This is a genomic window from Seonamhaeicola maritimus (genome assembly GCF_008056315.1).
Classification (GTDB): domain Bacteria; phylum Bacteroidota; class Bacteroidia; order Flavobacteriales; family Flavobacteriaceae; genus Seonamhaeicola; species Seonamhaeicola maritimus.
Genome location: NZ_VRKQ01000008.1, coordinates 1,750,602 through 1,772,565, shown reverse-complemented (window position 1 = coordinate 1,772,565; position 21,964 = coordinate 1,750,602). Strand labels below are relative to the sequence as shown.

Genomic DNA, 21,964 nt, shown 5'->3' with positions numbered 1-21,964 from the left:
TTAAAGCTTCTATAATAAATGTCCTATACCCATTAGAATAGCTAACAAAACAGTGGTTAAGGCAAGCTTTTTTAATTCAGGGTCCAATAATTTAGGATTTGTATTTTTTTGTACGGTTCTTAAATGCATGATTAGCGGAATATATGCTACAAAAAAAATAAGATTAAAAGGTGAGGTGTAGTACAATATTCCGAATAATGTTGACAAAATAATTGCAAACACAACAATGGTGTAGTGATACTTTTTTATTGCTTTTCCTCCTAATTTAACTGCTAATGTTACCTTTTCAGATTTTTCATCCGAAATTATATCTCGCATATTATTAAGATTCAATACAGCCGCACTTAATAAACCTATAGTGCAAGCTGGCAATAACGTAACATGGTCTATAGTTTTAGCATACAATACGTAGCAACCACAAACACTTACTAACCCGAAAAATATAAACACAAAAACATCACCCATTCCTCTATAGCCATATGCATTACCTCCAACTGTATACCTAATAGCAGCAACAATACTAGCTATTCCAAGCAAAAAGAAAATTAAAGTGAGAAAAAAATGATGTACCCCAAACGCCGAAAAAATAAGTGTAAATGCTAAACCAATAGATATTAAAACATTAATTTTTATAGCATTAAACATTTCTTCAGGAGAAATTTTACCAGTTTGTATGGCTCTTTCAGGACCAATTCTATCATTGTTATCAGTTCCTTTTATACCATCACCGTAGTCATTAGCAAGGTTAGAAAGTATCTGTAAACTTAAAGTGGTTAAAATAGCCAGAATAAAAATGTTCCATTTAAAATAGCCATTGTACTCAGCTAGACAAGAGGCCAGAATAATTCCAGAAATAGATAAAGGAAGTGTGCGCAAGCGCATTGAGGTAATCCAAACAGAAATGCTTTTCATACTAAGGAATCCATTTTTTTTCAAAATTAGGAGCTCGTTTTTCTAAGAAAGCATTTCGTCCTTCAACTGCTTCATCTGTCATATAAGCTAATCTTGTAGCTTCTCCAGCAAATACCTGTTGCCCCACCATACCGTCATCTGTTAAATTCATGGCGAATTTCAACATTTTTATTGAAGTAGGCGATTTGGCTAAAATCTCTTGAGCCCATTCGTAGGCAGTGTCTTCTAACTCATTATGCGGAATAACAGCATTAACCATACCCATCTCAAAAGCTTCCTGTGCAGAATAGTTTCTACCTAAAAAGAATATTTCGCGTGCTTTTTTCTGTCCAACCATTTTTGCTAAATACGCAGAACCATAACCGCCATCAAAACTGGTAACATCTGCATCCGTTTGCTTAAAAATAGCATGTTCTTTACTAGCCAACGTTAAATCGCAAACAACATGCAAACTATGTCCGCCACCCACAGCCCAACCAGGTACCACAGCAATAACTGCTTTAGGCATAAAACGAATTAATCTTTGAACTTCTAAAATATTTAAACGATGATAACCATCTTCACCTACATATCCCTGATGTCCTCTTGCTTTTTGATCGCCACCACTACAAAATGAGTAAACACCATCTTTGGTTGAAGGCCCCTCAGCAGATAAAAGTACAACCCCTACATTTACATCTTCATTCGCATTATAAAATGCGTCATATAATTCACTTGTTGTTTTTGGCCTAAAAGCATTTCTAATATTTGGTCTGTTAAAAGCAATACGCGCTACTCCATTACACTTTTTATATGTTATGTCTTCGTATTCTTTAGCTACTATCCAGTTAGCTTTCTCCATTATTCAATGTTTTGTTCAAAAATAAATTTATTTCAACAAAAAGCTTAGTATTAATTAAATAATTTTAATGTTAAAAAATTGCAGTTTTGAAAGAAAAAACACCCAAGAATTATACATCTGCTAAAAAGATAAATTAGTAGATGTACGTATATTTTTGTAGTATTTTTTTTAGTAAATTTGTGATTAAGTTCTAATAATTAGACAAAATTTGTTTTTTAACGATAAAAAATGTATTTTGTCGAAGTTTTAATCCCAAACGCCTATGTTATTAACTATTACTCTAACCATTACATCATTAGTTATTTTTAATTTATTACTGCTAAAATTTAGTGTTAATAAAATTAAAAGGTCTTCTAATATTAATAAAAAGCCTGTTATTCTCCATCCAAACGCCTCTGTTGATTTAGGAAAACAAAAATTAGCACCAACTGGAAGTTAATTTTATAAGCTTTCTCATCACCATTGTATAAAGGGAACACCAAGGTCTCTTAAGATACTGTTCGTTTTGCTAAAATGACCGTTCCCAAACCAATAGCCTCTATTAGCACTTAAAGGAGAAGGGTGACCAGAAGTTAATATATGATGCTTATTGCTGTCAATTAGTTTTACTTTTTTTTTGGCAAAACCACCCCACAGCAGAAATACTATATCTGATTTATTTTCACTAATTGTCTTAATAATAGCATCAGTAAAAGTTTCCCAGCCTTTTTTTTGATGACTCCCTGCATTGTGAGCTCTAACCGTTAATGTGGCATTTAAAAGCAAAACCCCTTGTTTAGACCACCGCAATAAATCACCGCTCTTTGGGTAAGGTAAACCCAAGTCTTTTTCAATTTCTTTAAATATATTTATTAATGATGGTGGGTGTGTAATACCTTCTTTAACAGAAAAACATAAACCATTGGCTTGCCCAAAATTATGATAAGGATCTTGACCTATTATAACAACTTGTGTATCATCAAAACCACAATGATTAAAAGCATTAAAAATTTCTTTCCCTGAAGGAAAGCATGTGTAATTTTCATATTCATCCTTTACAAAATCAACCAAACTCTTAAAGTAGGGTTTGTTGAATTCTGTTTCTAAATAAGGTTTCCAACTTGGATGGATATCTACATTCATAATGTCTATTTCTAAAATCAAACTAAAATAATATTATCTTCGGAGGAATTAAAAATTATTTAGATTGAAAAAAATAAAGTTTCCTTCAGCACAAACCATTCTTCTAATTATTGCCGCTTTAACTGCTTTACTAACCTGGGTTATTCCTTCTGGAAAATTTGACACATTAGGATACAATAAGGTAGATAAGCATTTTACGAAAACCAGTTTAGATAAGACTGAAATTTTAGAAGCATCTCAAGAAACTTTAAACAACTTAGAAATAAAGATACCTTTAGAAAAATTCACCAATGGTGATATTTGGAAACCTATTAGTATTCCGAATACTTATAAAAAGGTAGAAGCCACACCCCAAGGGGAATTGGCATTTATAAAATCACCTATTAAAGGAATAATTGCTGCCGCCGATATCATTTTTCTAGTTCTGTTTATTGGTGGACTAATTGGCATCATGAATCATACAGGTGCTTTTGATGCGGGAATCTCTTGGTTAGCATCCACTTTAAAAGGCTATGAATTCATATTAATAATTCTGGTTACATTGCTCATTGCCGTGGGAGGAACTACTTTTGGACTTGCAGAAGAAACCATTGCCTTCTACCCTATTTTAATACCCATATTTTTAGCAGCAAAATATGATGCTATGGTAGCATTGGCTTGTATTTATATAGGATCTTCAATAGGAACGATGTGCTCAACAACAAATCCGTTCAGCGCCATAATTGCCTCCGATGCTGCAGGAATCAACTGGACTACTGGTTTAACCGGAAGAGTAATTATGTGGACGTTGGGATTAATTATTTGTATCATTTACATTCTCAGGTACGCCCAACGCGTAAAAAAAGACCCAACAAAATCTGTTATTTATGATCAAAAGGAAGAAATTGAAAAGTTGTTTAAAAACAATATTAGTTCAACTTCAAAGTTAACCATACAACTCAAAGTGATACTTTTTGTTTTTGCTATGTGCTTTGTTGTTATGGTTTACGGTGTTTCAAGATTAGAATGGTGGTTTGAAGAAATGACAGCTGTATTTTTAGTAGGAGCCATTCTCATTGGGGTCATTGGGCGTATTAAAGAATTTACTTTTATAGAAACCTTTATGAAAGGTGCTGGCGACTTATTAGGTGTTGCTGTTATAATAGGAATTGCTAGAGGTGTTTCGGTTCTTATGGACGACGGACAAATAAGCGATACCATGCTTTATTACGCTAGTACAGCAACAAATGACATGAATAAAGGTGTTTTTATAAATGTCATGTTATACATATATGGAGGCTTATCCTTTTTTATCCCATCTTCTTCAGGAATGGCAGTCTTAACCATGCCAATTATGTCTCCACTTGCAGATGGAGTCGGTATTGGTAGAGAACTTATTGTTAATGCCTATCAATATGGCATGGGTTTATTTGCTTTTATAAATCCTACTGGCTTAATATTAGCATCTCTTGCCATTGTTAAAGTTGGTTATAATAAATGGTTAAAGTTTGTAATGCCACTGGTAATAATTCTAACAATTTTTACAATGCTGGTATTAACTGTATCAGTTTATTTGTAAAATTCTAATTTAATATTGTAGAAAGCAATTCCTTTAGTAAATCACCTTGTGGAACTGCATTAGCACCTACTCCTTTACTTTTAACATCGAAAGTTCTTAAAGTAGCCACAACAGTACTTACTTTTCGCATGGGGTAGTTTCTAGCAGCGGTAATATACTCTTTTACAAAATACGGGTTCACCCTTAAAGCAGATGCAACATTTCTTGGTGACTTATCAGTTAACCCATGAAAATGAAGTAATTGAGAAAAGAAATTAAATAGTAAGGAAACCGTTACAACCATAGGATTATCTTTTGGGTTTTCGGCAAAATAATTAGCGATTCTATATGCTTTAACGGCATTCCGTTCTCCAATCGCTTTACGCAACTCAAAATTATTAAAGTCTTTACTTATGCCTATATTTTCCTCAACATGCTCTGGTGATATCTGGGTTCCCTTGGGTAAAATAATTTGAAGCTTCTCAAGTTCGTTATTAATCTTGCTTAAATCAATTCCTAAAAACTCCACTAGCATTTGAGCCGCTTTTGGTGAAATAGAATAACCTTTTGGCGACAAAACACGTCTAATCCAATCCGCCACCTGATTTTCATAAAGCTTTTTACTTTCGTAAACAACGCCGGATTTTTTTATTGATTTATAAAGCGCTTTACGCTTGTCTATTTTCTTATACTTGTAATTAACAACTAATACCGTTGAAGGCTGTGGATTATCAGCGTAAGAGGCCAATTTTTCAATAGTTCTAGATAAATCTTGTGCTTCTTTTACTATAACCACTTGGTATTCCGCCATCATTGGGAAACGTTTTGCATTTCCAACAATATCTTCAACTGAAACGTCACGACCGTATAAAACCATTTGATTAAATCCGCGCTCTTCTTCTGCTAAAACATTATGTTCTATGAAATCAGAAATCTTATCAATATAATAAGGTTCCTCACCCATTAAAAAGTATATGGGTTTAAGGTTTCCGTTTTTAATATCGGTAACTAATTGCTTGACTTCGTCCATTGAAAAAAAATCACCAAATTTGTGATGTGCAAAAACTAAATTTCCCTACATATTCGTTTCGATTCAAAAGTAACGAAAATAAAGTTTCTATTTTCGATAGTATTCGCAAAAAGTTTGTGGTTTTACAACCAGAAGAATGGGTGCGTCAGCATTGTGTTCAATATCTAATTGACGAAAAAAAATATCCGAAATCATTGATTAATGTAGAAAAGGAATTGATAGTGAATGACTTAAAAAAACGATACGATATCGTAGTTTTTAATCCTAACGGAAGTATTCACTTAATTGTGGAGTGTAAAGCCTCAAAAATTGAGATCGACCAAAATACATTTGACCAAATAGCCAGATATAATCTAGTATTGAATGCTAGTTATTTAATGGTAACTAATGGATTAAATCATTATTATTGCCAAATGGATTTTGAACAAGAACGTTATAACTTTTTAAAAGATATCCCAGATTATTCCTTATGAAAATTGCCGTAGTCATATTAAATTGGAATGGAAAAGGCTTGCTTGAGCAATTTTTACCATCGGTTATAGCATATTCAAAAGAAGCCAATATTTATGTTGCTGACAATGCTTCGTCGGATGATTCAGTAGATTTTGTACAGAAAAATTATCCATCAATCCAAATTATTCAAAATAAAGAAAACGGAGGTTATTCTAAAGGTTATAATGATGCTTTAAGAGATTTAGACGAAGATATTTTCTGTTTATTAAATAGTGATATAGAAGTTACTGAAAATTGGTTAAAACCAGTGATAACCACTTTTGAAAAAGAACAAAATACAGCTATTGTTCAGCCCAAATTATTAGATTATAAGCAAAAAGATTATTTTGAATATGCTGGAGCCGCAGGAGGCTTTATTGATAAGTATGGCTACCCATATTGTCGTGGAAGGATTTTTAATACCTTAGAAAAAGACGAAGCCCAGTTTAATGATAATTCGAATATTTTTTGGGCATCAGGCGCTTGCCTATTCATAAGAAAAATTGTTTTTAAAGAACTAAATGGGTTAGACGAAACCTTTTTTGCGCATATGGAAGAAATAGATCTTTGTTGGCGTGCTAAAAACTCAGGTTATAATGTAAAATATGTTGGAGATTCAGAAGTCTATCATATTGGAGGTGCTACGTTAAAAAATACCAACCCAAAAAAAACATTTCTCAACTTTAGAAATAGTTTATTTGCTTTAACTAAAAATGCAAAAGGAAATATATTTCCTCTTGTTTTAATTCGTCTTATTCTTGATGGCGTTGCAGGTATTAAATTTTTACTAGAATTTAAACCAAAACATACTTTTGCAGTCATAAAAGCTCATTTTAGTTTTTATAATAATTTAAGACAATTATTAGAAAAGCGGAAATCTGTTAAAAGTAGAATAAAATATTATCAAAGAACATCTATTGTAGTTGATTATTTCGTAAATAGAAAGACCATTTATAAGCGTTTATAACATAGTTAGCAAAAGTTTTGTTAACTATACTTATTTAACTGGTTTTTTATATATTTTTGCACAGTCAACTAAATAAATTAATCCATAAAATTTTCTTATAATTCATTATGAAAAAACTCTTATTACTTAGCTTATCTTCATTATTAGTTTTAAGCTCATGCGTATCTAAAAAAGAATTTACAGCGCTACAGGAAAAACAAAAAGAAACTCAAGATTTATTAAATTCTGCAACAGTTAAACTAAACTCTTGTTTAGAGGATAGAGCTTCATCTACAGCAAGAGCTCAGGCTTTAGAAGAGCAAGTAGCAGATTTACGAAAGTATAATGAAAACTTACAAGTGTTATCTGCTAAAGGAGCAAGTAACATTGAAAAAACTTTAGAAAGTCTTAAAGAAAAAGATTTAAAAATTACACGTTTATCAGATGCACTTACAAAAAAGGACAGTGTTACTTTAGCTTTAGTTACAAGCTTAAAGCGTGAAGTTGGTATTAACGACCCAGATATTGAAGTTAACGTTGAAAAAGGCGTTGTATTTATTTCAATTGCCGATAAGTTATTATTCCAAAGTGGAAGCTACAATGTAACTGCTCAAGCTAAATCTGTTTTAGCTAAGGTTGCTAAAGTTGTTAACAGTAAGCCAGATTTTGAATGTATGGTTGAAGGACATACAGATAGTAGATCTTACCAAAAAGGTGTGTTATTAGATAACTGGGATTTAAGTGTTAAGCGTTCTACTTCTATTATTAGAGTGTTAGAAAGCTTAGATGTTAACCCAAGTCAGTTAATAGCTGCTGGACGTAGTTCTTATGTTCCTTTAGTAGATAATGACACTGCTGAAAACAGATCAAAAAACAGACGTACTCGTATTGTTGTTTTACCAAAAATCGATCAGTTTTATGACATGATTGAAAAAGAAATGAAAACACTTTCTGCTGGTAACTAATCAGTATTTCAATAAAAAATTAAAAGCTCAACTGTTAAGTTGGGCTTTTTTTTGTCCTGAATATATTTCAGAAAACCACTATTAATTTAGAATTACCATTTGCAATTTAGACATTTGGAGGTCACTTAGACAAAAATACATCCCTCAATCTTCAGCTTATTCAAACTCGATTTTAAAAGATCTCTGCACTTCCTTTACCTGCCCTTAGAACAACAGGTTCATCATCAGATAAATCAATAACTGTGGAAGGCTCATTCCCTCCGTAACCACCGTCTATTACTAAGTCAACCAAATTACCCCACTTTTCTAAAATTAATTCTGGATCTGTGGTATATTCAATCACCTCATCTTCATCTCTAATAGAAGTGGATATAATGGGGTTACCCAATTGTCTAACAATTTCTAAAGCAATATTATTATCAGGTACTCTAATACCAACCGTCTTTTTCTTTTTAAACGGATTTGGTAAAGATCTAGAACCAGCAAGAATAAATGTATAAGGACCTGGAAGCGCCCGTTTTAATATTTTAAAAACAGATGTGCTTATTTGTTTCGCGTAATCACTCAAATTACTCAAATCATGACAAACAAAAGAAAAGTTAGATTTCTCTAACTTAACTCCTTTTATTCTGGCAATACGCTCCAATGCTTTTATATTAGTTATATCACACCCTAAACCGTATACCGTATCTGTTGGGTAAATTACTAATCCGCCTCTTTTAAGAATCGCTACAACCCTATCAATCTCTCTTGGGTTTGGGTTTTCTTCATATATTCTTATAAACTCAGCCATAATAATTATATTGCAATATCGTTTACAAAGTAACTATTATTTTCTTATGAAACTACTGAGATTTGTCATCTTAAATTTTTTAATATTAGCTATATGTTTTAGTTGTGAAACTGAAAAGACAGATATTAATCCAGAAGAAGGTATCATAATTGAAACTCTAGAAGCTTACCAGGAATTAGATGTTTCTTACGGAAGCGATACTAACCAGACTTTTGATTTATACTTACCAGAAAATAGAACCACAAATACTAAAACAATTATTTTGGTTCATGGAGGAGGCTGGACTTCTGGAGACAAAAGCTCTATGAACTATATAAAAGATTTATTGCTTCAAGAAATTCCTGATCTTGCCATAGTTAATATAAATTACAGATTGGCCGATGCTAATAATTTGGCCTACCCCATGCAGATTAACGACATAACATCTATTGTTAATCATTTAAAAGACAAACAATTAGAATATGTTATTTCAGATAAAATTGGTTTTATAGGAACAAGTGCTGGAGGTCATTTATCATTACTCTGGAGTTATGCTTTTGACACCGAATCAAAAGTAAATATGGTATGTAGTATTGTTGGACCAACAAACTTTACAGATCCAGAATATTTGAATAGTACAGACCCTACCATTCTAGGTTTAATAAGTTCATTTGGTTTGAACCCCACAATTGAATTTTTAGAAGAAGTAAGCCCTTATCATCAAGTTACTGCAGGTGCTCCACCTACAATTTTGTTTTATGGCGGACAAGATCCACTTATACCAGAAAGTCAAGGGATTGATTTAAGTTTAAAACTTCAAGATTTAAACGTAAAAGAAGAATTTGTTTTTTACCCTAACGAAGGCCATGGTTGGATTGGAGTAAACACATTAGATACTTGGGCAAAACTTAAACTTTTCACAATTAACAATTTATAAGGATAAACTGTAACATTTCCTAAATAAATTAGTCTTAGTAATATATGCTAAGGCAAATTAAATTCATATTATTTTTAGTATTAGGCACCAACTTTGTTTATGCAAATAATGGCGCCCTAAATCCTATTCTCTTTTCTAAAGCTGAAACTGTAAATCCACATACTACTAGGATACCATTTAAACTTGTAGATCATTTAATGATTGTTGAAGCTGAACTTCTTGACCAAAAAGGGAATTTTATTATAGATACGGGTTCAGAAAGTATGATACTTAACAAAGTTCATTTTTCAAAATTGTATGAGCATCAAAGAAAATCACAAAATTCTTCTGGAGTATTAAACGGCGTTGAGGATTTATACGAAAAACAAATAAATGAATTCATACTACATAACTTCAAATTAGAAAACAGAACCTCCGATGTTATTGATTTAGCTCACATTGAAAAAACTAAAAAAGTTAAAATTCTAGGTATCATTGGTTATAATATTTTGAAAGATTATGAGGTCTTTATAGATATGCACTTAAACCAAATTACTTTAACAAAAGTGGATGCTCTTGGAAATAAATTAGATAATCGTGTATATTTAGAAAAAATAGTGGATAGTTTAGATTTCAAATTAAAAAATCACACTATTATTGTTAACGGAACTATCAATGACCAAAAGGTAAAACTAGGAATAGATACAGCCGCAGAATTCAATCAAATTAATAAAAGTATTAATAAAAAAGCTTTAAAATACTTTATCCCAAAAAAGCGTCTATCACTCTCAGGGGCAAGTAAAAGGCGTATTGAAGTTTTGGCAGGAAAGTTGCACCGTGTTAAATTGAGTAATTCTATTTATTTTGGACCTATGTATACAGTACTTACTAATTTAAACAAAATGAATGAAGCCTTTGGAACCGATTTAGACGGTATTTTGGGTTATGAATTTTTTGCTCAAAAAAGAACTATTATTAATTATCAAAAGGAAAAATTATACTTTATAAATTATCCGCTAAACCATCAGTGAAACAAATAATAACGCATATAACTTTTATAATAATTGTATTTTTCCATTTTACAGCCTTTTCTCAAAAAGAAGATTTTAAAGGTTATAAGATAGAGAATGATACAGTAGTTTTTACTTTTGATGTTCGCGAATACTCTAAATTCACCCAAGAATATTCAGGTCAAGTCATAGAATTTGATGATTTTGATATAGAAAACGTTGTTGTTGCGGGAGAATTCAACCTTTGGTCTAGAGATCATTGGAAAATGAATAAAGTAAGTGAGCATATTTATCAGCTTAAAAAAAGTGTTTTTGACTTTACGGATGAATTCTCTTATGAATTCAAATTTGTTATTAATAACGCATATTGGGCTGAGCCTTCTAAAAAAGTACCAAACATTACAAAAGCAACCAAGAATGGTAGAAAATTAAGAGGCATCTATAATTTAAAAATGTATACCGCGTATCCTGATGAAAACGGTAATGCTCATTTTAAGTTGCTTGGATTTACCGATGCAAAAAAGGTGGTTTTGGCAGGTTCATTTAACAAATGGAATGAGTCACTTTTCAAAATGAAAAAGACAAGTACTGGTTGGGAATTAACACTTCAAATGAAGCCCGATGTATATCAATATAGATTTATTGTTGATGGGCAATGGATGGAAGATCCACACAATACCAACAAAACACATAACGAGTACAATGAATATAACTCAGTTATTGATATAAAGGAATATACAGCATTTAAACTTAGAGGCTACACCAATGCTAAAAAAGTAATTCTTTCTGGCTCTTTTAATAATTGGAATGAACATCAATTTGAAATGAACAAAATGGATTACGGATGGAAATATGTTGTACCTTTATCTGGTGGAAAGCATCACTACAAATTCATTGTTGACGGAGAGTGGATTATAGATCCAACTAATGAAGTTAAAGAATATGACGGTGAAGGGCATATCAATTCCGTTTGCATGGTAAAATAAGATTTATCCCCGGCCACCACCAGCACCTTGTCCTGCTCCTTGCATTCTTTGTCCTCCTTGTTGATTAAAACCTCTTTGTGAATTTCCCGAAGTATTTCTATTAGGTCTATCACCATTACTTCTATCGGGTCTTAAACTGGCTTTAACTTCAATTTGATAGTTTTTCCATTTTTTGAATTGCTTTTCATTAAGCAATCCATTCAAATCATCATTAAGTTTAGATTCCTCTTTCATTACAGAGCGTCTCACCGGTCTTATCTTTTCTTGTACAGAACCACGAATATTTTGTATCTTACTTCTATCTCCATCAGCTTGTAAAGATTTCATAACATCATTCATATAAACATTTAAAGTATCAAAATTATGTTTATTCTGTAAAGCTATTTTCTTTACATTTTGGTTGTAGTTGTTAATTGATTTTTCAACAGCAAACTTTAGTTTATTATCATCCTTAATTTTAAGTCTTTTTATCGTCTTATTTACGTCATAATAAGCTATACCAGCCGCATTTGAAGCTTCAAAAGCAATTGCTCTTTGACCTTGCGGCATTTGGCGCATACTATTTCCTTGCCCTGAACGCCCAGAACTACCTTGTCTTTGGGCATTCAAACCAATAACACTTATAAAGCTAAAAAAGAATAGGATATGTTTCATAGCAATAATTTTATTTAACCAACAACCTCTAATTTAGCAAATCTTAGCAATAGTTTCTTAACACCACCACTATCAAACTTAATTTCAGCCTTCATATCTGCTCCAGTTCCTTCAATTTTCAAAACCTCACCAGTACCAAAACGTAAATGCTTTACCATATTACCAACTGCCAACTTACTATCAAATAAATTAGTGTTTCCATTAGATTTTGATACAGGTTTTAAGTTTTTCGGTGTGGTCACTTGAAATTTGGTAGGTTCTTTTTTTGGAGCACCTTTTTTTATTGAGACTTGTTTAGCAGGTTTAAACCTAATTTTATTCGGTTCCGGGTCTCCAAAAATATCAGCATCCAACATGGGGTTAAAACGGCGTTCTTCCACAGGTGTTAACACCTCCAAATATTGTTCATCTATTTCCTCTATAAACCTACTAGGGTCAGAATCCACTAATTTACCCCAGCGGTAGCGGGATAAAGCATAGGTTAAATACGCCTGCTTTTCCGCTCTGGTTAAGGCTACGTAAAACAATCTTCGTTCCTCTTCCAATTCACTGCGTGTATTCATACTCATAGCACTTGGAAACAAATCTTCTTCCAACCCAACAATGTACACATACGGAAACTCCAACCCTTTAGCCAAATGAATAGTCATTAATGCTACTCTATCCGGATCTCCCTTATCATTATCAAGATCTGTAGCTAAAGCAACATCCTCTAAAAATTCGGCTAAAGACCCTGTGGCATCAGCAATCTCTTTTTGTCCTTCAACAAAATCTTTCATACCATTTAGGAGCTCTTCTATATTCTCCATTCTGGTAACACCTTCGGGTGTGCCATCTTTATTGAATTCTCTTATCAAACCACTAGTTCTGGTAACATGTTCAGCCAGCTCAAAAACATCGGCTGTTTGATTTAATACCTGAAAACTCTCAATTAGCGTGACAAAATCCTGTAACTTGTTTTTTGTACCAGAATTAACCTTAACATCCGCCCTATCAATGTTCTTCATTACCTCAAAAATAGTACTATTATAACCATTAGCAGCTACAATGAGCCTATCAACTGTTGTTTGACCAATGCCCCTAGGCGGAAAATTAATAACACGTTTTAAAGCTTCTTCATCAGCAGGGTTTACAACCAACCTTAAATAAGACAAAACATCTTTAATTTCTTTACGCTGATAGAAAGATAATCCTCCGTAAATTCTATACGGAATATCTCGCTTACGTAATGCATCCTCTATAGAACGCGATTGCGCATTAGTTCTATACAAAATAGCGAAATCACTATTCTGTAACTGATGATTCATTTTATTATCAAAAATGGTACTTGCTACATAGCGTCCTTCATCGGCATCAGTTAAAGAACGGTGTACCTTTATCTTTCCTCCTTCATCATTGGCAGTCCAAACTATCTTATCTAATTTAGTTTGATTTTTATCTATAATTGAATTTGCAGCATTAACAATATTTTTTGTGGAACGATAATTCTGCTCCAATCTAAATACTTTCACATCATCATAATCCTTTTGGAAATTCAGAATATTATTAATATTCGCGCCACGGAAAGCATAAATACTCTGCGCATCATCACCTACAACACAAATATTTTGAAATTTATCAGATAATGCTCTAACAATCAAATATTGAGAATGATTGGTATCTTGATACTCATCTACCAGAATGTATTTGAACCTATTCTGGTATTTAGCTAAAACTTCAGGAAAACGCGTTAACAACTCATTGGTTTTCAATAACAAGTCATCAAAATCCATCGCACCTGCCTTAAAGCATCTATCTACATATTCTTTGTAAATATCACCAAGTCTTGGTCTACGTGCCATAGTATCGGCTTCAATCAACTCTGGATTTTGAAAATAAGCTCTAACCGTAATTAAACTGTTCTTATAAGACGAAATTCTAGACCGTACCTGTTTATACTTGTAAATATCCTTGTCAAGATTCATTTCCTTGATAATAGAAGCAATTAATCTATCAGAATCTTGTGTATCATAAATTGTAAAATTACTCGGGTATCCCAATCGTTCAGACTCAATACGCAAAATCTTTGCAAATACAGAGTGAAACGTTCCCATCCACAAATTTTTAGCTTCACTAGCACCAACAATAGTGGCAATACGTTCTTTCATCTCCTTAGCAGCCTTATTTGTAAAGGTAAGCGACAATATATTGAAAGGGTCAATCCCCTTACTCATCATATAAGCAATCCTATATGTTAATACGCGCGTTTTCCCAGAACCAGCACCTGCAATAACAATCATTGGGCCATCAATCTGTATGGTAGGCTCTAATTGAGCATCGTTTAACTGGCTTAAATACTTTTCCAAATCATCTTCATTTTATCTCGTGAAAATAACTAATGTTGCGCTTTTATTAAGAGCTAATTATTAATAATTATAAACAATTCTAAGTATTATTTGGGTGTTCGCACGCTAAAGACGTGGTCGGGCTTTCCGCGTTACAAGGTAACTTGCTACAATCCCTAACACTACTACCTGCTATGTTAATTATTAAAACTAGTTTTGTATGATTCAAGAACCTATAGTTCCTTAAATTTTGAATATATTTAACTTCAAATATTTTCAAACCGAATGAATATAATTCTAGATACAATTTCTTTATGGCCTTGGTGGGCTTGGGTTTTAATAGTTTTAGCACTAGTGGCCATACGTGATGTTTTTTTTCAAAAGAAGCATACCATTAGCCACAACTATCCCATAGTTGGACATTTGCGTTATTGGTTAGAAAGTGTTGGTCCAGAAATGCGCCAATATTTTGTTGCAAACAACAGAGAAGAATTACCATTTAACAGAATAGAACGTGGCTGGATTTATGCTTCAGCCAAAAAAGAAAACAACTACGAAGGTTTTGGAACCGACAGGGATATTTATGAGCATCAACACATTTTTGTAAACAATGCTATGATGCCTTTTAAACTTAAGGACAACCATCCTAACATTACGGACAAAACCTTTCTGCCCTGCGCAAAAGTAATGGGTCTACATAGCAAACGAAGAAAACCATATCGTCCTGCCTCTATAATTAATGTTTCGGCAATGAGCTTTGGCTCTTTGTCTGCCAAAGCAGTAGAATCTCTAAATAAAGGCGTTAAAATAGCCGATGCCTATCATAATACTGGCGAGGGTGGATTATCACCATACCATAGTAATGGTGGTGATGTCATATTTCATTTTGGAACAGGATATTTTGGCGTAAGAGATGATAACGGAAATTTCTCAATGGAGAAAATGATTAAATTGGTTGAAGACAACCCCTTCGTCAAAGCTATTGAAGTTAAACTATCACAAGGAGCAAAACCAGGGAAAGGTGGCGTGTTACCAGGAAAAAAAATCACCAAAGAAATAGCAAAAATAAGAGGTGTTGAAATTGGGAAAGATGTGTTATCTCCCCCAAATCATTCAGCATTTTCTAACGTCCCAGAACTAGTAGATTTTATTGAGGCTATTGCAGAAGCTACCGGTTTACCCGTTGGCATCAAAGCTGCCATTGGAAAACTAGACCAATGGGAAGAGCTGGTAAATATCATGATTTCAACCGGTAAAGGTCCCGATTTTATAGCGGTTGACGGTGGCGAAGGAGGTACAGGTGCAGCGCCTCCAAGTTTTGCAGACCACGTGTCATTACCTTGGGTTTATGGTTTTAGTGATTTATACAAACTCTTTAAGAATAAAAGTTTAACGGAGCGTATCGTGTTTATTGGTAGTGGGAAACTTGGTTTTCCTGCTAAGGCAGCTATGGCTTTTGCCATGGGTGCGGATTGCATAAATGTTGCACGAGAAGCTATGATGAGTATTGGTTGTATTCAAGCTCAGGTGTGTCATACCAATCGTTGCCCAAGTGGTGTTGCCACACAAAGTAAATGGTTACAAAATGGCATTGATCCTACTTTAAAATCTGTCCGGTTAGCCCAATATTTCAAAACATTCAGAAAAGAACTTATAGAAATCACGCATGCGGCAGGTTATGAGCACCCTTGCCAGTTTAAAATGGAAGACATTGAATTGAATGTTGATGATCACAACCTCTCAAAAGAATTAAACAGAACCTATATGTATGAAAAGGATTCTATCTCCTTTTCCGGCATACAAGATTTAAAAGAATGTGTATATTTGGGAGGCAAATACAAACCCCAATCTCAATAGAAACTATGGATGTAGAACAGATTTTAGGCCTATTTTTATACGCTGTACCAGCTTTAATTACAGGTATTATTGCATATTATTTTTTTAAAGAACACACTAAGAATGAAGATGGTAGAAGGCGTTTTTTATTAAAAAAAGATTTACAAGTAGATGCACTTCCAATACGGTTACAAGCTTATGAAAGAATGGCTTTATTTTTAGAGCGCATTACACCATCTAAATTATTAATTAGGGTTAACCCAACTTCTTCAAGTAAAGAAAGTTATGAAGCTTTACTCATTCAAAGCATAGAGCAGGAGTTTGAGCATAATTTATCTCAACAAATTTATTTAAGCGATAAATGTTGGAATATTATTGCCGCTGCAAAAAATGCTACCATTCAGCTAATTAGAAAAGCGAGTTTATTAGAGAAAACAAATTCCGCAAACAAGTTAAGAGAAGTACTTTTAACAGAAATGATGGAACGTCGAGCACCTAGTGACGCAGCTCTTGCCTTTATAAAAGAAGAAGTAAAGAACATATGGTGATTATAATTTAATCTTCTAATCTTAACTCATTAAACCTAGCCTGTTCACATTTTAATTTTGCATAATCAAAACCCTGCTCCCACCAATTAGTCATTAATTTTTTGTCAAATATTAAGGAATTCTCTGTGAGTTTTGATGGCGTATAATACAAATTAAGTTTTACATTATTTGTTTTAGCAGCCAACTTTCCTATGGTTACATCGTTTCGCTCCATTCTATCCAAAAGATGTCCAAACAAACTAATCATTAATGAAAAAGGGTTTTTACCAAGAATTTTATTCTGATCTAATGATTCAGATTTTAAAACAATAGCATCCACCTCTGTTGCGCCTCTTAAAATAGCCTCTCGAATAGGTACAATACAACCCAAACCACCATCACCATATTCGTAACCATTCTTTTTTACTAAAGACATAAAAGGTATATAGTTACAAGAAATCCATATCCAATCACAAAACTCATCATATGTACAATCCTTAATAGATTTGTATTCTACACTATTTCTAGATAAATTAGAGACCGTAATTACCAAATCATCTTTAGTTGCCCTAACTATATCATATTCTTCCTTTGTGAATTTTCTTCTAATTAATTTACGAAGTGATTTACTTTCACCAAAGGTTCGTTTCATTTTAATAAATTGCCAAAGTGTATTTAAAAAATCAATCGATACAAATTCACGATTCCCTCTTTTTCTTATAACAAACGGATTCACACTAAAAATATCACTTTGACTGACATTGGTATAAATATCATGTAATTTATCAATTCTATTTGCTGCCAAATGAGGTACTAATAAGCTTCCAGTGGATGTGCCTAAAAATAAATCATAGTCATGTCCTTCTTCCTCAATTAAATACTGTGCCACACCTCCAGCATAAGCTCCTTTACTACCACCTCCCGAAATAACCAATGCTCTCATTTTTCTAATTATTTTAAAAGTGTTTTGGCAAACTTTTTAAATCGCCAGTTATGATGTTTTCCTGCTTGTTTTAAATTTTCTTTACATGCATCATTACAAGCTTTAATCTGATTTAAATACTGAAATGCATTTTGACGCACTTCATACCCGTATTTTGAACTTGTATAATCAGTTAATTCATCAAAATATGACTTTTTGTTTTCTGGCTCGTAATCTTCCGTTATTAAAGCTAATGTTAACCAAAGTGTTCTAATGTTCTTATCATTAAAACCATCAATATCTTTAACTTGATTAAGATATTTTGTTTTTTCTTCTGGGAAATTACGCCATAAATTGAACAAAGCAGCTTCAATAGTAATATATGATTTATCGTTGAGAAGTGATTCGTAATCTGCTTTTAAATCGGTAGTAATATCCGATAAACTTTGAGCAATAGCTTGTCTTACTTTTAAAGGATTTATAAACGCCTCTTTTTTAATAAGTTCATGGTTTTGAAATATTATCTTTGATTTCGCTTCATCAGAAATCCATGATGATAAATACTCATAACACTTTGAAGTTTCTACCTCACAGTCAACCATTAAATATTCTTGAATAAAAGTCGACTTCTTAAGGCTTTTCATGGCTTTATCATACATAAACGCCTTATTATTCAACCAAACCTTTACAAACTCACTCAAATCCTGTCCACTTGCCTTTTCAACTTCACCCATAAAATCATCAGTCTTCACATTTTTAAATTGATGTTTTAATAAATAGTTCTTCACAGCTTCTTTAAAAGCCTCATCTCCCACTTTCTCTCGCAACATATGCAATACCCAAGCACCTTTTTTGTAAAATGTTGTACTACTTGATTTAGGGTCTAATAAAGACGTGCTTTGTCCTGCTTTATCCTGTTCTAACAATTCCTGAGCATATTCATACAATCGCCAATAATAGTAATCTTCTCCAAAAATGTCTTTTTCGGCTAACAAAGCATAATAAGTAGCAAAACCCTCTTGCAACCAGTGGTGTGTCCCTGATGTTTCGGTAACCAAATCTCCGAACCATTGATGCGCCAATTCATGCGCATTAATATTTACAAAATTCTTATCTACAAAAGCAATGGAATCTACCACAAAAGCATCAGAATATATATTAAGGCTTGTGTTTTCCATTCCGGCATATAAAAAGTCTTTTACCGGAACCATTTTATAATTTTGCCAAGGATAAGACACACCAATTTCTTCTTCTAAAAAATCAAACATCCGTTTAGTATATCTATATGTGGGTTCAAATTTTAAAGAATCCTCAGGATAATAAAACATTTCTAGAGGGATACCGCTTTTAGAGTTCTCTACTTTCTTGTTGTATTTACCAATAGTCAAAGCCACTAAATAGCTAGACATTGGTTTTTCCATATCGTAACGCCATGTCGTAGTGAATTCATTGGTTTTCTTATCCGTTAGATTACCATTAGCAACAATTTCATAATCCTTATCATAGGTTATTGACAAATCGAATTCAATTTTATCATTCATGTCATCAATACTAGGTAGCCAATTGCTGGTATATTTTCCTTGACCCTGTGTCCAGATTTGATTTCCTTCATCCTTTTCGATGAAATAGAGTGCTTTTTTAGGTAAAGCTGAATAATTCATATGCAGTTCAAAAATCTGCTCTCTTTTAAAATTATTATAAACTATTATTTGTTTTGAGTTGTTTTGGTATCTTATTCCAATATATTCCGTGTGTATATGAGGTCTAATTTCTAATAGCTGCATGCTATCTAGTTTTATGCTTTGAGCATCCAAATAAATAGAATCTACATCTTTTAGTATCTCAAATGTATATTCAATATGCCCTTCAACTTGTTTCTCCTTGGAATTGATACTAATTTCGACCTTAGCCTCTTTAAAATCCACATAATCTGTTTGTTGAGAAAAACCAAAAAAGCTTAATAAAAGAAGGAAAATGAGGCATACTCTAATCATATAACTAATATAACAAACTTTAGTCCAAAATGCCACTTGCAATTCGTTTCAAAAGAATTATTTTAGTTTTATGAATACCGCTTTATTACAAACCCCTATAGATTACCTTAAAGGTGTTGGCCCCAATAGGGCTGATTTAATGCGTAAAGAGTTAGGTGTTCACACATATCAGGATTTATTAAACTTGTTTCCTAACAGATATATAGACCGTACCAGATACTATAAAATCAATCAAATAAAACAAAGTAGCGCAGAAATACAGGTAGTTGGCGTTATAACCGGATTTAAAGAAGTAGCTCAAAAGCAAGGTAAACGTTTGGTAGCAACTTTTCAAGATGATACTGGAACTATGGAATTGGTATGGTTTAGAGGGCAAAAATGGATTAGAGACAGTCTAAAACTAAATACGCCTTATGTGATTTTTGGCAAAACCAATTGGTTTAATGGTAGATTTAATATGCCACATCCCGATATAGAAACTACTGAAGAACATAAAAAAGGACTAAGCTCGGGTATTCAACCTATTTACCCCTCAACCGAAAAATTATCAAATAAAGGTATTAGCAATCGAGTGGTAAGTAAAATAGTCCAACAACTATTTTTAGAAACCAAAGGACGATTTACAGAAACACTATCTCCAGATTTACTTTCAGAATTACGATTAATTTCAAAAAGTGATGCCCTGCTAAATATTCATTTTCCAAAGAGTCAGGAGTTACTTTCTAAAGCACAATCTAGATTAAAATTTGAAGAATTATTCTTTATTCAGCTACAATTAATTCTGAAAAATTTAATCCATAAATCGAAAATTAAAGGACATTCTTTTGATAAGGTTGGAGAATACTTCAACACCTTTTTTCAGGAACAATTACCCTTCAATTTAACAAATGCACAGAAGCGTGTATTGAAGGAAATAAGATCAGATTTAGGAAGTCATGCCCAAATGAATCGTCTTTTACAAGGGGATGTGGGTTCCGGCAAGACCATAGTGGCGTTCATGTCAATGTTAATAGCACTTGACAACGGTTTTCAAGCTTGCTTAATGGCTCCGACTGAAATTTTGTCAGTTCAACACTATAATGGATTATTAGATTGGTGTAATAAACTGAATATCAGTGTAAAACTGTTAACTGGATCAACTAAAACTTCAAATAGAAGAAAGATTCACGAATCTTTAGAAAATGGCCATTTACAGATACTCATTGGCACTCATGCGTTACTTGAAGATAAGGTGAAATTTAAAAATTTAGGACTAGCAATTATCGATGAGCAACACAGATTTGGAGTTGCTCAAAGAAGCAAATTGTGGCATAAAAATATTTCTCCCCCACACATTTTAGTTATGACCGCCACCCCTATCCCAAGAACTTTAGCCATGTCAGTATACGGTGATTTAGATATTTCAATAATTGATGAATTACCACCCGGAAGAAAGTCAATTAAAACCGTTCATCGCTATGATAAAAACAGATTAAATGTTTTTCGTTTTATTAGAGATGAGATTCAAAAAGGCAGGCAGATATATATTGTCTACCCATTAATAAAGGAAAGTGAAAAAATGGATTATAAAGATTTAATGGATGGCTATGAGAGCATCTCTAGGGATTTCCCTATGCCTGACTACCAGATTTCTATAGTTCATGGTAAAATGAAACCAGCTGACAAGGATTACGAGATGCAACGCTTTATAAAAGGAGAAACTCAAATCATGGTTGCTACTACCGTTATTGAAGTTGGCGTTAACGTTCCCAATGCTTCCGTAATGATTATAGAAAGCGCAGAACGTTTTGGCTTGTCTCAATTACATCAATTACGCGGACGTGTGGGTCGAGGTGCAGAACAGAGCTACTGTATTTTAATGACTAGTCACAAACTAACAAACGACAGTAAAACGCGCTTAGAAACTATGGTTAAAACCAATGATGGATTCGAAATTGCTGAAGTAGATTTAAAGCTTCGTGGCCCTGGAGACGTTATGGGGACACAACAAAGCGGTGTATTAAATTTGCGTATTGCAGATATAATAAAGGATAAAGATGTTTTACAAAACGCAAGACATTATGCTAAACAAACTCTAAAAGGCGACCCTACTTTATCTAAACAGGAAAACTTAAATATTTTAAACACTTACAGAGCTATGTCTAAATACAAAAACATCTGGAATTATATAAGTTAAAA

General features: G+C 33.0%; 19 protein-coding genes. 10 read left to right on the top strand and 9 right to left on the bottom strand.

Going from position 1 to position 21,964, the window contains the following annotated elements; genetic code table 11:
* Positions 1-9: 9 nt before the first annotated feature.
* The 3 genes from menA to FUA22_RS07345 all read right to left on the bottom strand — a co-directional run bounded on the left by menA (position 10) and on the right by FUA22_RS07345 (position 2,875).
* On the bottom strand, positions 10-912 hold the full coding sequence (gene menA, locus FUA22_RS07355; protein WP_147767244.1) for a 1,4-dihydroxy-2-naphthoate octaprenyltransferase: 903 nt from the start codon (positions 910-912) through the stop codon (positions 10-12).
* Position 913: 1 nt separating this feature from the next.
* On the bottom strand, positions 914-1,753 hold the full coding sequence (locus tag FUA22_RS07350) for a 1,4-dihydroxy-2-naphthoyl-CoA synthase (protein ID WP_147767243.1): 840 nt from the start codon (positions 1,751-1,753) through the stop codon (positions 914-916).
* Between the two features lie 456 nt (positions 1,754-2,209).
* Entirely contained in the window at positions 2,210-2,875 is a 666-nt protein-coding gene (locus tag FUA22_RS07345; RefSeq protein ID WP_147767242.1) for a uracil-DNA glycosylase, read from the bottom strand.
* A gap of 64 nt (positions 2,876-2,939) precedes the next feature.
* Between FUA22_RS07345 and FUA22_RS07340 the strand changes: the two genes are divergently transcribed.
* Positions 2,940-4,433 carry a YfcC family protein gene (locus tag FUA22_RS07340; RefSeq protein WP_147767241.1) on the top strand — a complete coding sequence of 498 codons (1,494 nt, stop codon included), beginning with the start codon at positions 2,940-2,942 and terminating at the stop codon, positions 4,431-4,433.
* Between the two features lie 4 nt (positions 4,434-4,437).
* Here FUA22_RS07340 and holA read toward each other — a convergent pair whose 3' ends face one another.
* Positions 4,438-5,442 (bottom strand): DNA polymerase III subunit delta, encoded by a 1,005-nt coding sequence (gene holA / locus FUA22_RS07335; protein ID WP_147767240.1) that lies wholly within the window; start codon positions 5,440-5,442, stop codon positions 4,438-4,440.
* 26 nt (positions 5,443-5,468) lie between these two features.
* On the opposite strand from holA, the gene FUA22_RS07330 reads away from it, so the two are divergent.
* The 3 genes from FUA22_RS07330 to FUA22_RS07320 all read left to right on the top strand — a co-directional run bounded on the left by FUA22_RS07330 (position 5,469) and on the right by FUA22_RS07320 (position 7,845).
* A complete protein-coding gene (locus tag FUA22_RS07330) occupies positions 5,469-5,915 on the top strand; it encodes a type I restriction enzyme HsdR N-terminal domain-containing protein (RefSeq protein ID WP_147767239.1) in 447 nt (148 codons plus the stop codon).
* Complete coding sequence (locus FUA22_RS07325; RefSeq protein WP_147767238.1) at positions 5,912-6,901, top strand: glycosyltransferase family 2 protein; 990 nt, start codon at positions 5,912-5,914, stop codon at positions 6,899-6,901. Before FUA22_RS07330 ends, FUA22_RS07325 begins: the two co-directional genes overlap by 4 nt.
* Before the next feature lie 107 nt (positions 6,902-7,008).
* Complete coding sequence (locus FUA22_RS07320) at positions 7,009-7,845, top strand: OmpA/MotB family protein (RefSeq protein ID WP_147767237.1); 837 nt, start codon at positions 7,009-7,011, stop codon at positions 7,843-7,845.
* Positions 7,846-8,017: 172 nt separating this feature from the next.
* On the opposite strand, the gene FUA22_RS07315 is transcribed toward FUA22_RS07320, so the two are convergent.
* Entirely contained in the window at positions 8,018-8,638 is a 621-nt protein-coding gene (locus FUA22_RS07315; RefSeq protein WP_147767236.1) for an L-threonylcarbamoyladenylate synthase, read from the bottom strand.
* A gap of 10 nt (positions 8,639-8,648) precedes the next feature.
* On the opposite strand from FUA22_RS07315, the gene FUA22_RS07310 reads away from it, so the two are divergent.
* From FUA22_RS07310 to FUA22_RS07300, 3 genes are read left to right on the top strand one after another with little or no spacing between them, the layout of a single operon-like run.
* Positions 8,649-9,554, top strand: coding sequence for an alpha/beta hydrolase (locus FUA22_RS07310; protein WP_241664780.1), 906 nt, complete (start codon positions 8,649-8,651; stop codon positions 9,552-9,554).
* Between the two features lie 44 nt (positions 9,555-9,598).
* Entirely contained in the window at positions 9,599-10,564 is a 966-nt protein-coding gene (locus FUA22_RS07305; RefSeq protein ID WP_147767234.1) for an aspartyl protease family protein, read from the top strand.
* Complete coding sequence (locus FUA22_RS07300; protein ID WP_147767233.1) at positions 10,561-11,529, top strand: hypothetical protein; 969 nt, start codon at positions 10,561-10,563, stop codon at positions 11,527-11,529. Before FUA22_RS07305 ends, FUA22_RS07300 begins: the two co-directional genes overlap by 4 nt.
* Before the next feature lie 3 nt (positions 11,530-11,532).
* On the opposite strand, the gene FUA22_RS07295 is transcribed toward FUA22_RS07300, so the two are convergent.
* Positions 11,533-12,183: a hypothetical protein gene (locus tag FUA22_RS07295; protein WP_147767232.1), complete on the bottom strand. Its 651-nt coding sequence runs from the start codon at positions 12,181-12,183 to the stop codon at positions 11,533-11,535.
* A gap of 14 nt (positions 12,184-12,197) precedes the next feature.
* Positions 12,198-14,528, bottom strand: a complete 2,331-nt coding sequence (locus FUA22_RS07290) for an ATP-dependent helicase (RefSeq protein WP_147767231.1) — start codon at positions 14,526-14,528, stop codon at positions 12,198-12,200.
* 264 nt (positions 14,529-14,792) lie between these two features.
* Between FUA22_RS07290 and FUA22_RS07285 the strand changes: the two genes are divergently transcribed.
* Complete coding sequence (locus FUA22_RS07285) at positions 14,793-16,364, top strand: FMN-binding glutamate synthase family protein (RefSeq protein WP_147767230.1); 1,572 nt, start codon at positions 14,793-14,795, stop codon at positions 16,362-16,364.
* A 5-nt stretch (positions 16,365-16,369) separates the two neighbouring features.
* Positions 16,370-16,891 (top strand): DUF7935 family protein, encoded by a 522-nt coding sequence (locus FUA22_RS07280; RefSeq protein WP_147767229.1) that lies wholly within the window; start codon positions 16,370-16,372, stop codon positions 16,889-16,891.
* Positions 16,892-16,898: 7 nt separating this feature from the next.
* On the opposite strand, the gene FUA22_RS07275 is transcribed toward FUA22_RS07280, so the two are convergent.
* Positions 16,899-17,813, bottom strand: a complete 915-nt coding sequence (locus FUA22_RS07275; RefSeq protein ID WP_147767228.1) for a patatin-like phospholipase family protein — start codon at positions 17,811-17,813, stop codon at positions 16,899-16,901.
* An 8-nt stretch (positions 17,814-17,821) separates the two neighbouring features.
* Positions 17,822-19,786, bottom strand: coding sequence for a M1 family metallopeptidase (locus tag FUA22_RS07270; RefSeq protein ID WP_147767227.1), 1,965 nt, complete (start codon positions 19,784-19,786; stop codon positions 17,822-17,824).
* A 70-nt stretch (positions 19,787-19,856) separates the two neighbouring features.
* Here FUA22_RS07270 and recG point away from each other — a divergent pair, with 70 nt between their 5' ends.
* Positions 19,857-21,962, top strand: a complete 2,106-nt coding sequence (recG, locus tag FUA22_RS07265; protein WP_147767226.1) for an ATP-dependent DNA helicase RecG — start codon at positions 19,857-19,859, stop codon at positions 21,960-21,962.
* Positions 21,963-21,964 lie beyond the last annotated feature (2 nt).

Excerpts from the sequence above, each read along its gene's own strand:
- FUA22_RS07275 (WP_147767228.1), bottom strand. The coding sequence starts at position 17,813 with ATGAGAGCATTGGTTATTTCGGGAGGTGGTAGTAAAGGAGCTTATGCT.
- FUA22_RS07305 (WP_147767234.1), top strand. The coding sequence starts at position 9,599 with ATGCTAAGGCAAATTAAATTCATATTATTTTTAGTATTAGGCACCAAC.
- FUA22_RS07345 (WP_147767242.1), bottom strand. The coding sequence starts at position 2,875 with ATGAATGTAGATATCCATCCAAGTTGGAAACCTTATTTAGAAACAGAA.
- FUA22_RS07320 (WP_147767237.1), top strand. The coding sequence starts at position 7,009 with ATGAAAAAACTCTTATTACTTAGCTTATCTTCATTATTAGTTTTAAGC.
- FUA22_RS07350 (WP_147767243.1), bottom strand. The coding sequence starts at position 1,753 with ATGGAGAAAGCTAACTGGATAGTAGCTAAAGAATACGAAGACATAACA.
- FUA22_RS07315 (WP_147767236.1), bottom strand. The coding sequence starts at position 8,638 with ATGGCTGAGTTTATAAGAATATATGAAGAAAACCCAAACCCAAGAGAG.
- recG (WP_147767226.1), top strand. The coding sequence starts at position 19,857 with ATGAATACCGCTTTATTACAAACCCCTATAGATTACCTTAAAGGTGTT.
- FUA22_RS07285 (WP_147767230.1), top strand. The coding sequence starts at position 14,793 with ATGAATATAATTCTAGATACAATTTCTTTATGGCCTTGGTGGGCTTGG.
- FUA22_RS07295 (WP_147767232.1), bottom strand. The coding sequence starts at position 12,183 with ATGAAACATATCCTATTCTTTTTTAGCTTTATAAGTGTTATTGGTTTG.
- FUA22_RS07325 (WP_147767238.1), top strand. The coding sequence starts at position 5,912 with ATGAAAATTGCCGTAGTCATATTAAATTGGAATGGAAAAGGCTTGCTT.
- holA (WP_147767240.1), bottom strand. The coding sequence starts at position 5,442 with ATGGACGAAGTCAAGCAATTAGTTACCGATATTAAAAACGGAAACCTT.
- FUA22_RS07280 (WP_147767229.1), top strand. The coding sequence starts at position 16,370 with ATGGATGTAGAACAGATTTTAGGCCTATTTTTATACGCTGTACCAGCT.
- FUA22_RS07270 (WP_147767227.1), bottom strand. The coding sequence starts at position 19,786 with ATGATTAGAGTATGCCTCATTTTCCTTCTTTTATTAAGCTTTTTTGGT.
- menA (WP_147767244.1), bottom strand. The coding sequence starts at position 912 with ATGAAAAGCATTTCTGTTTGGATTACCTCAATGCGCTTGCGCACACTT.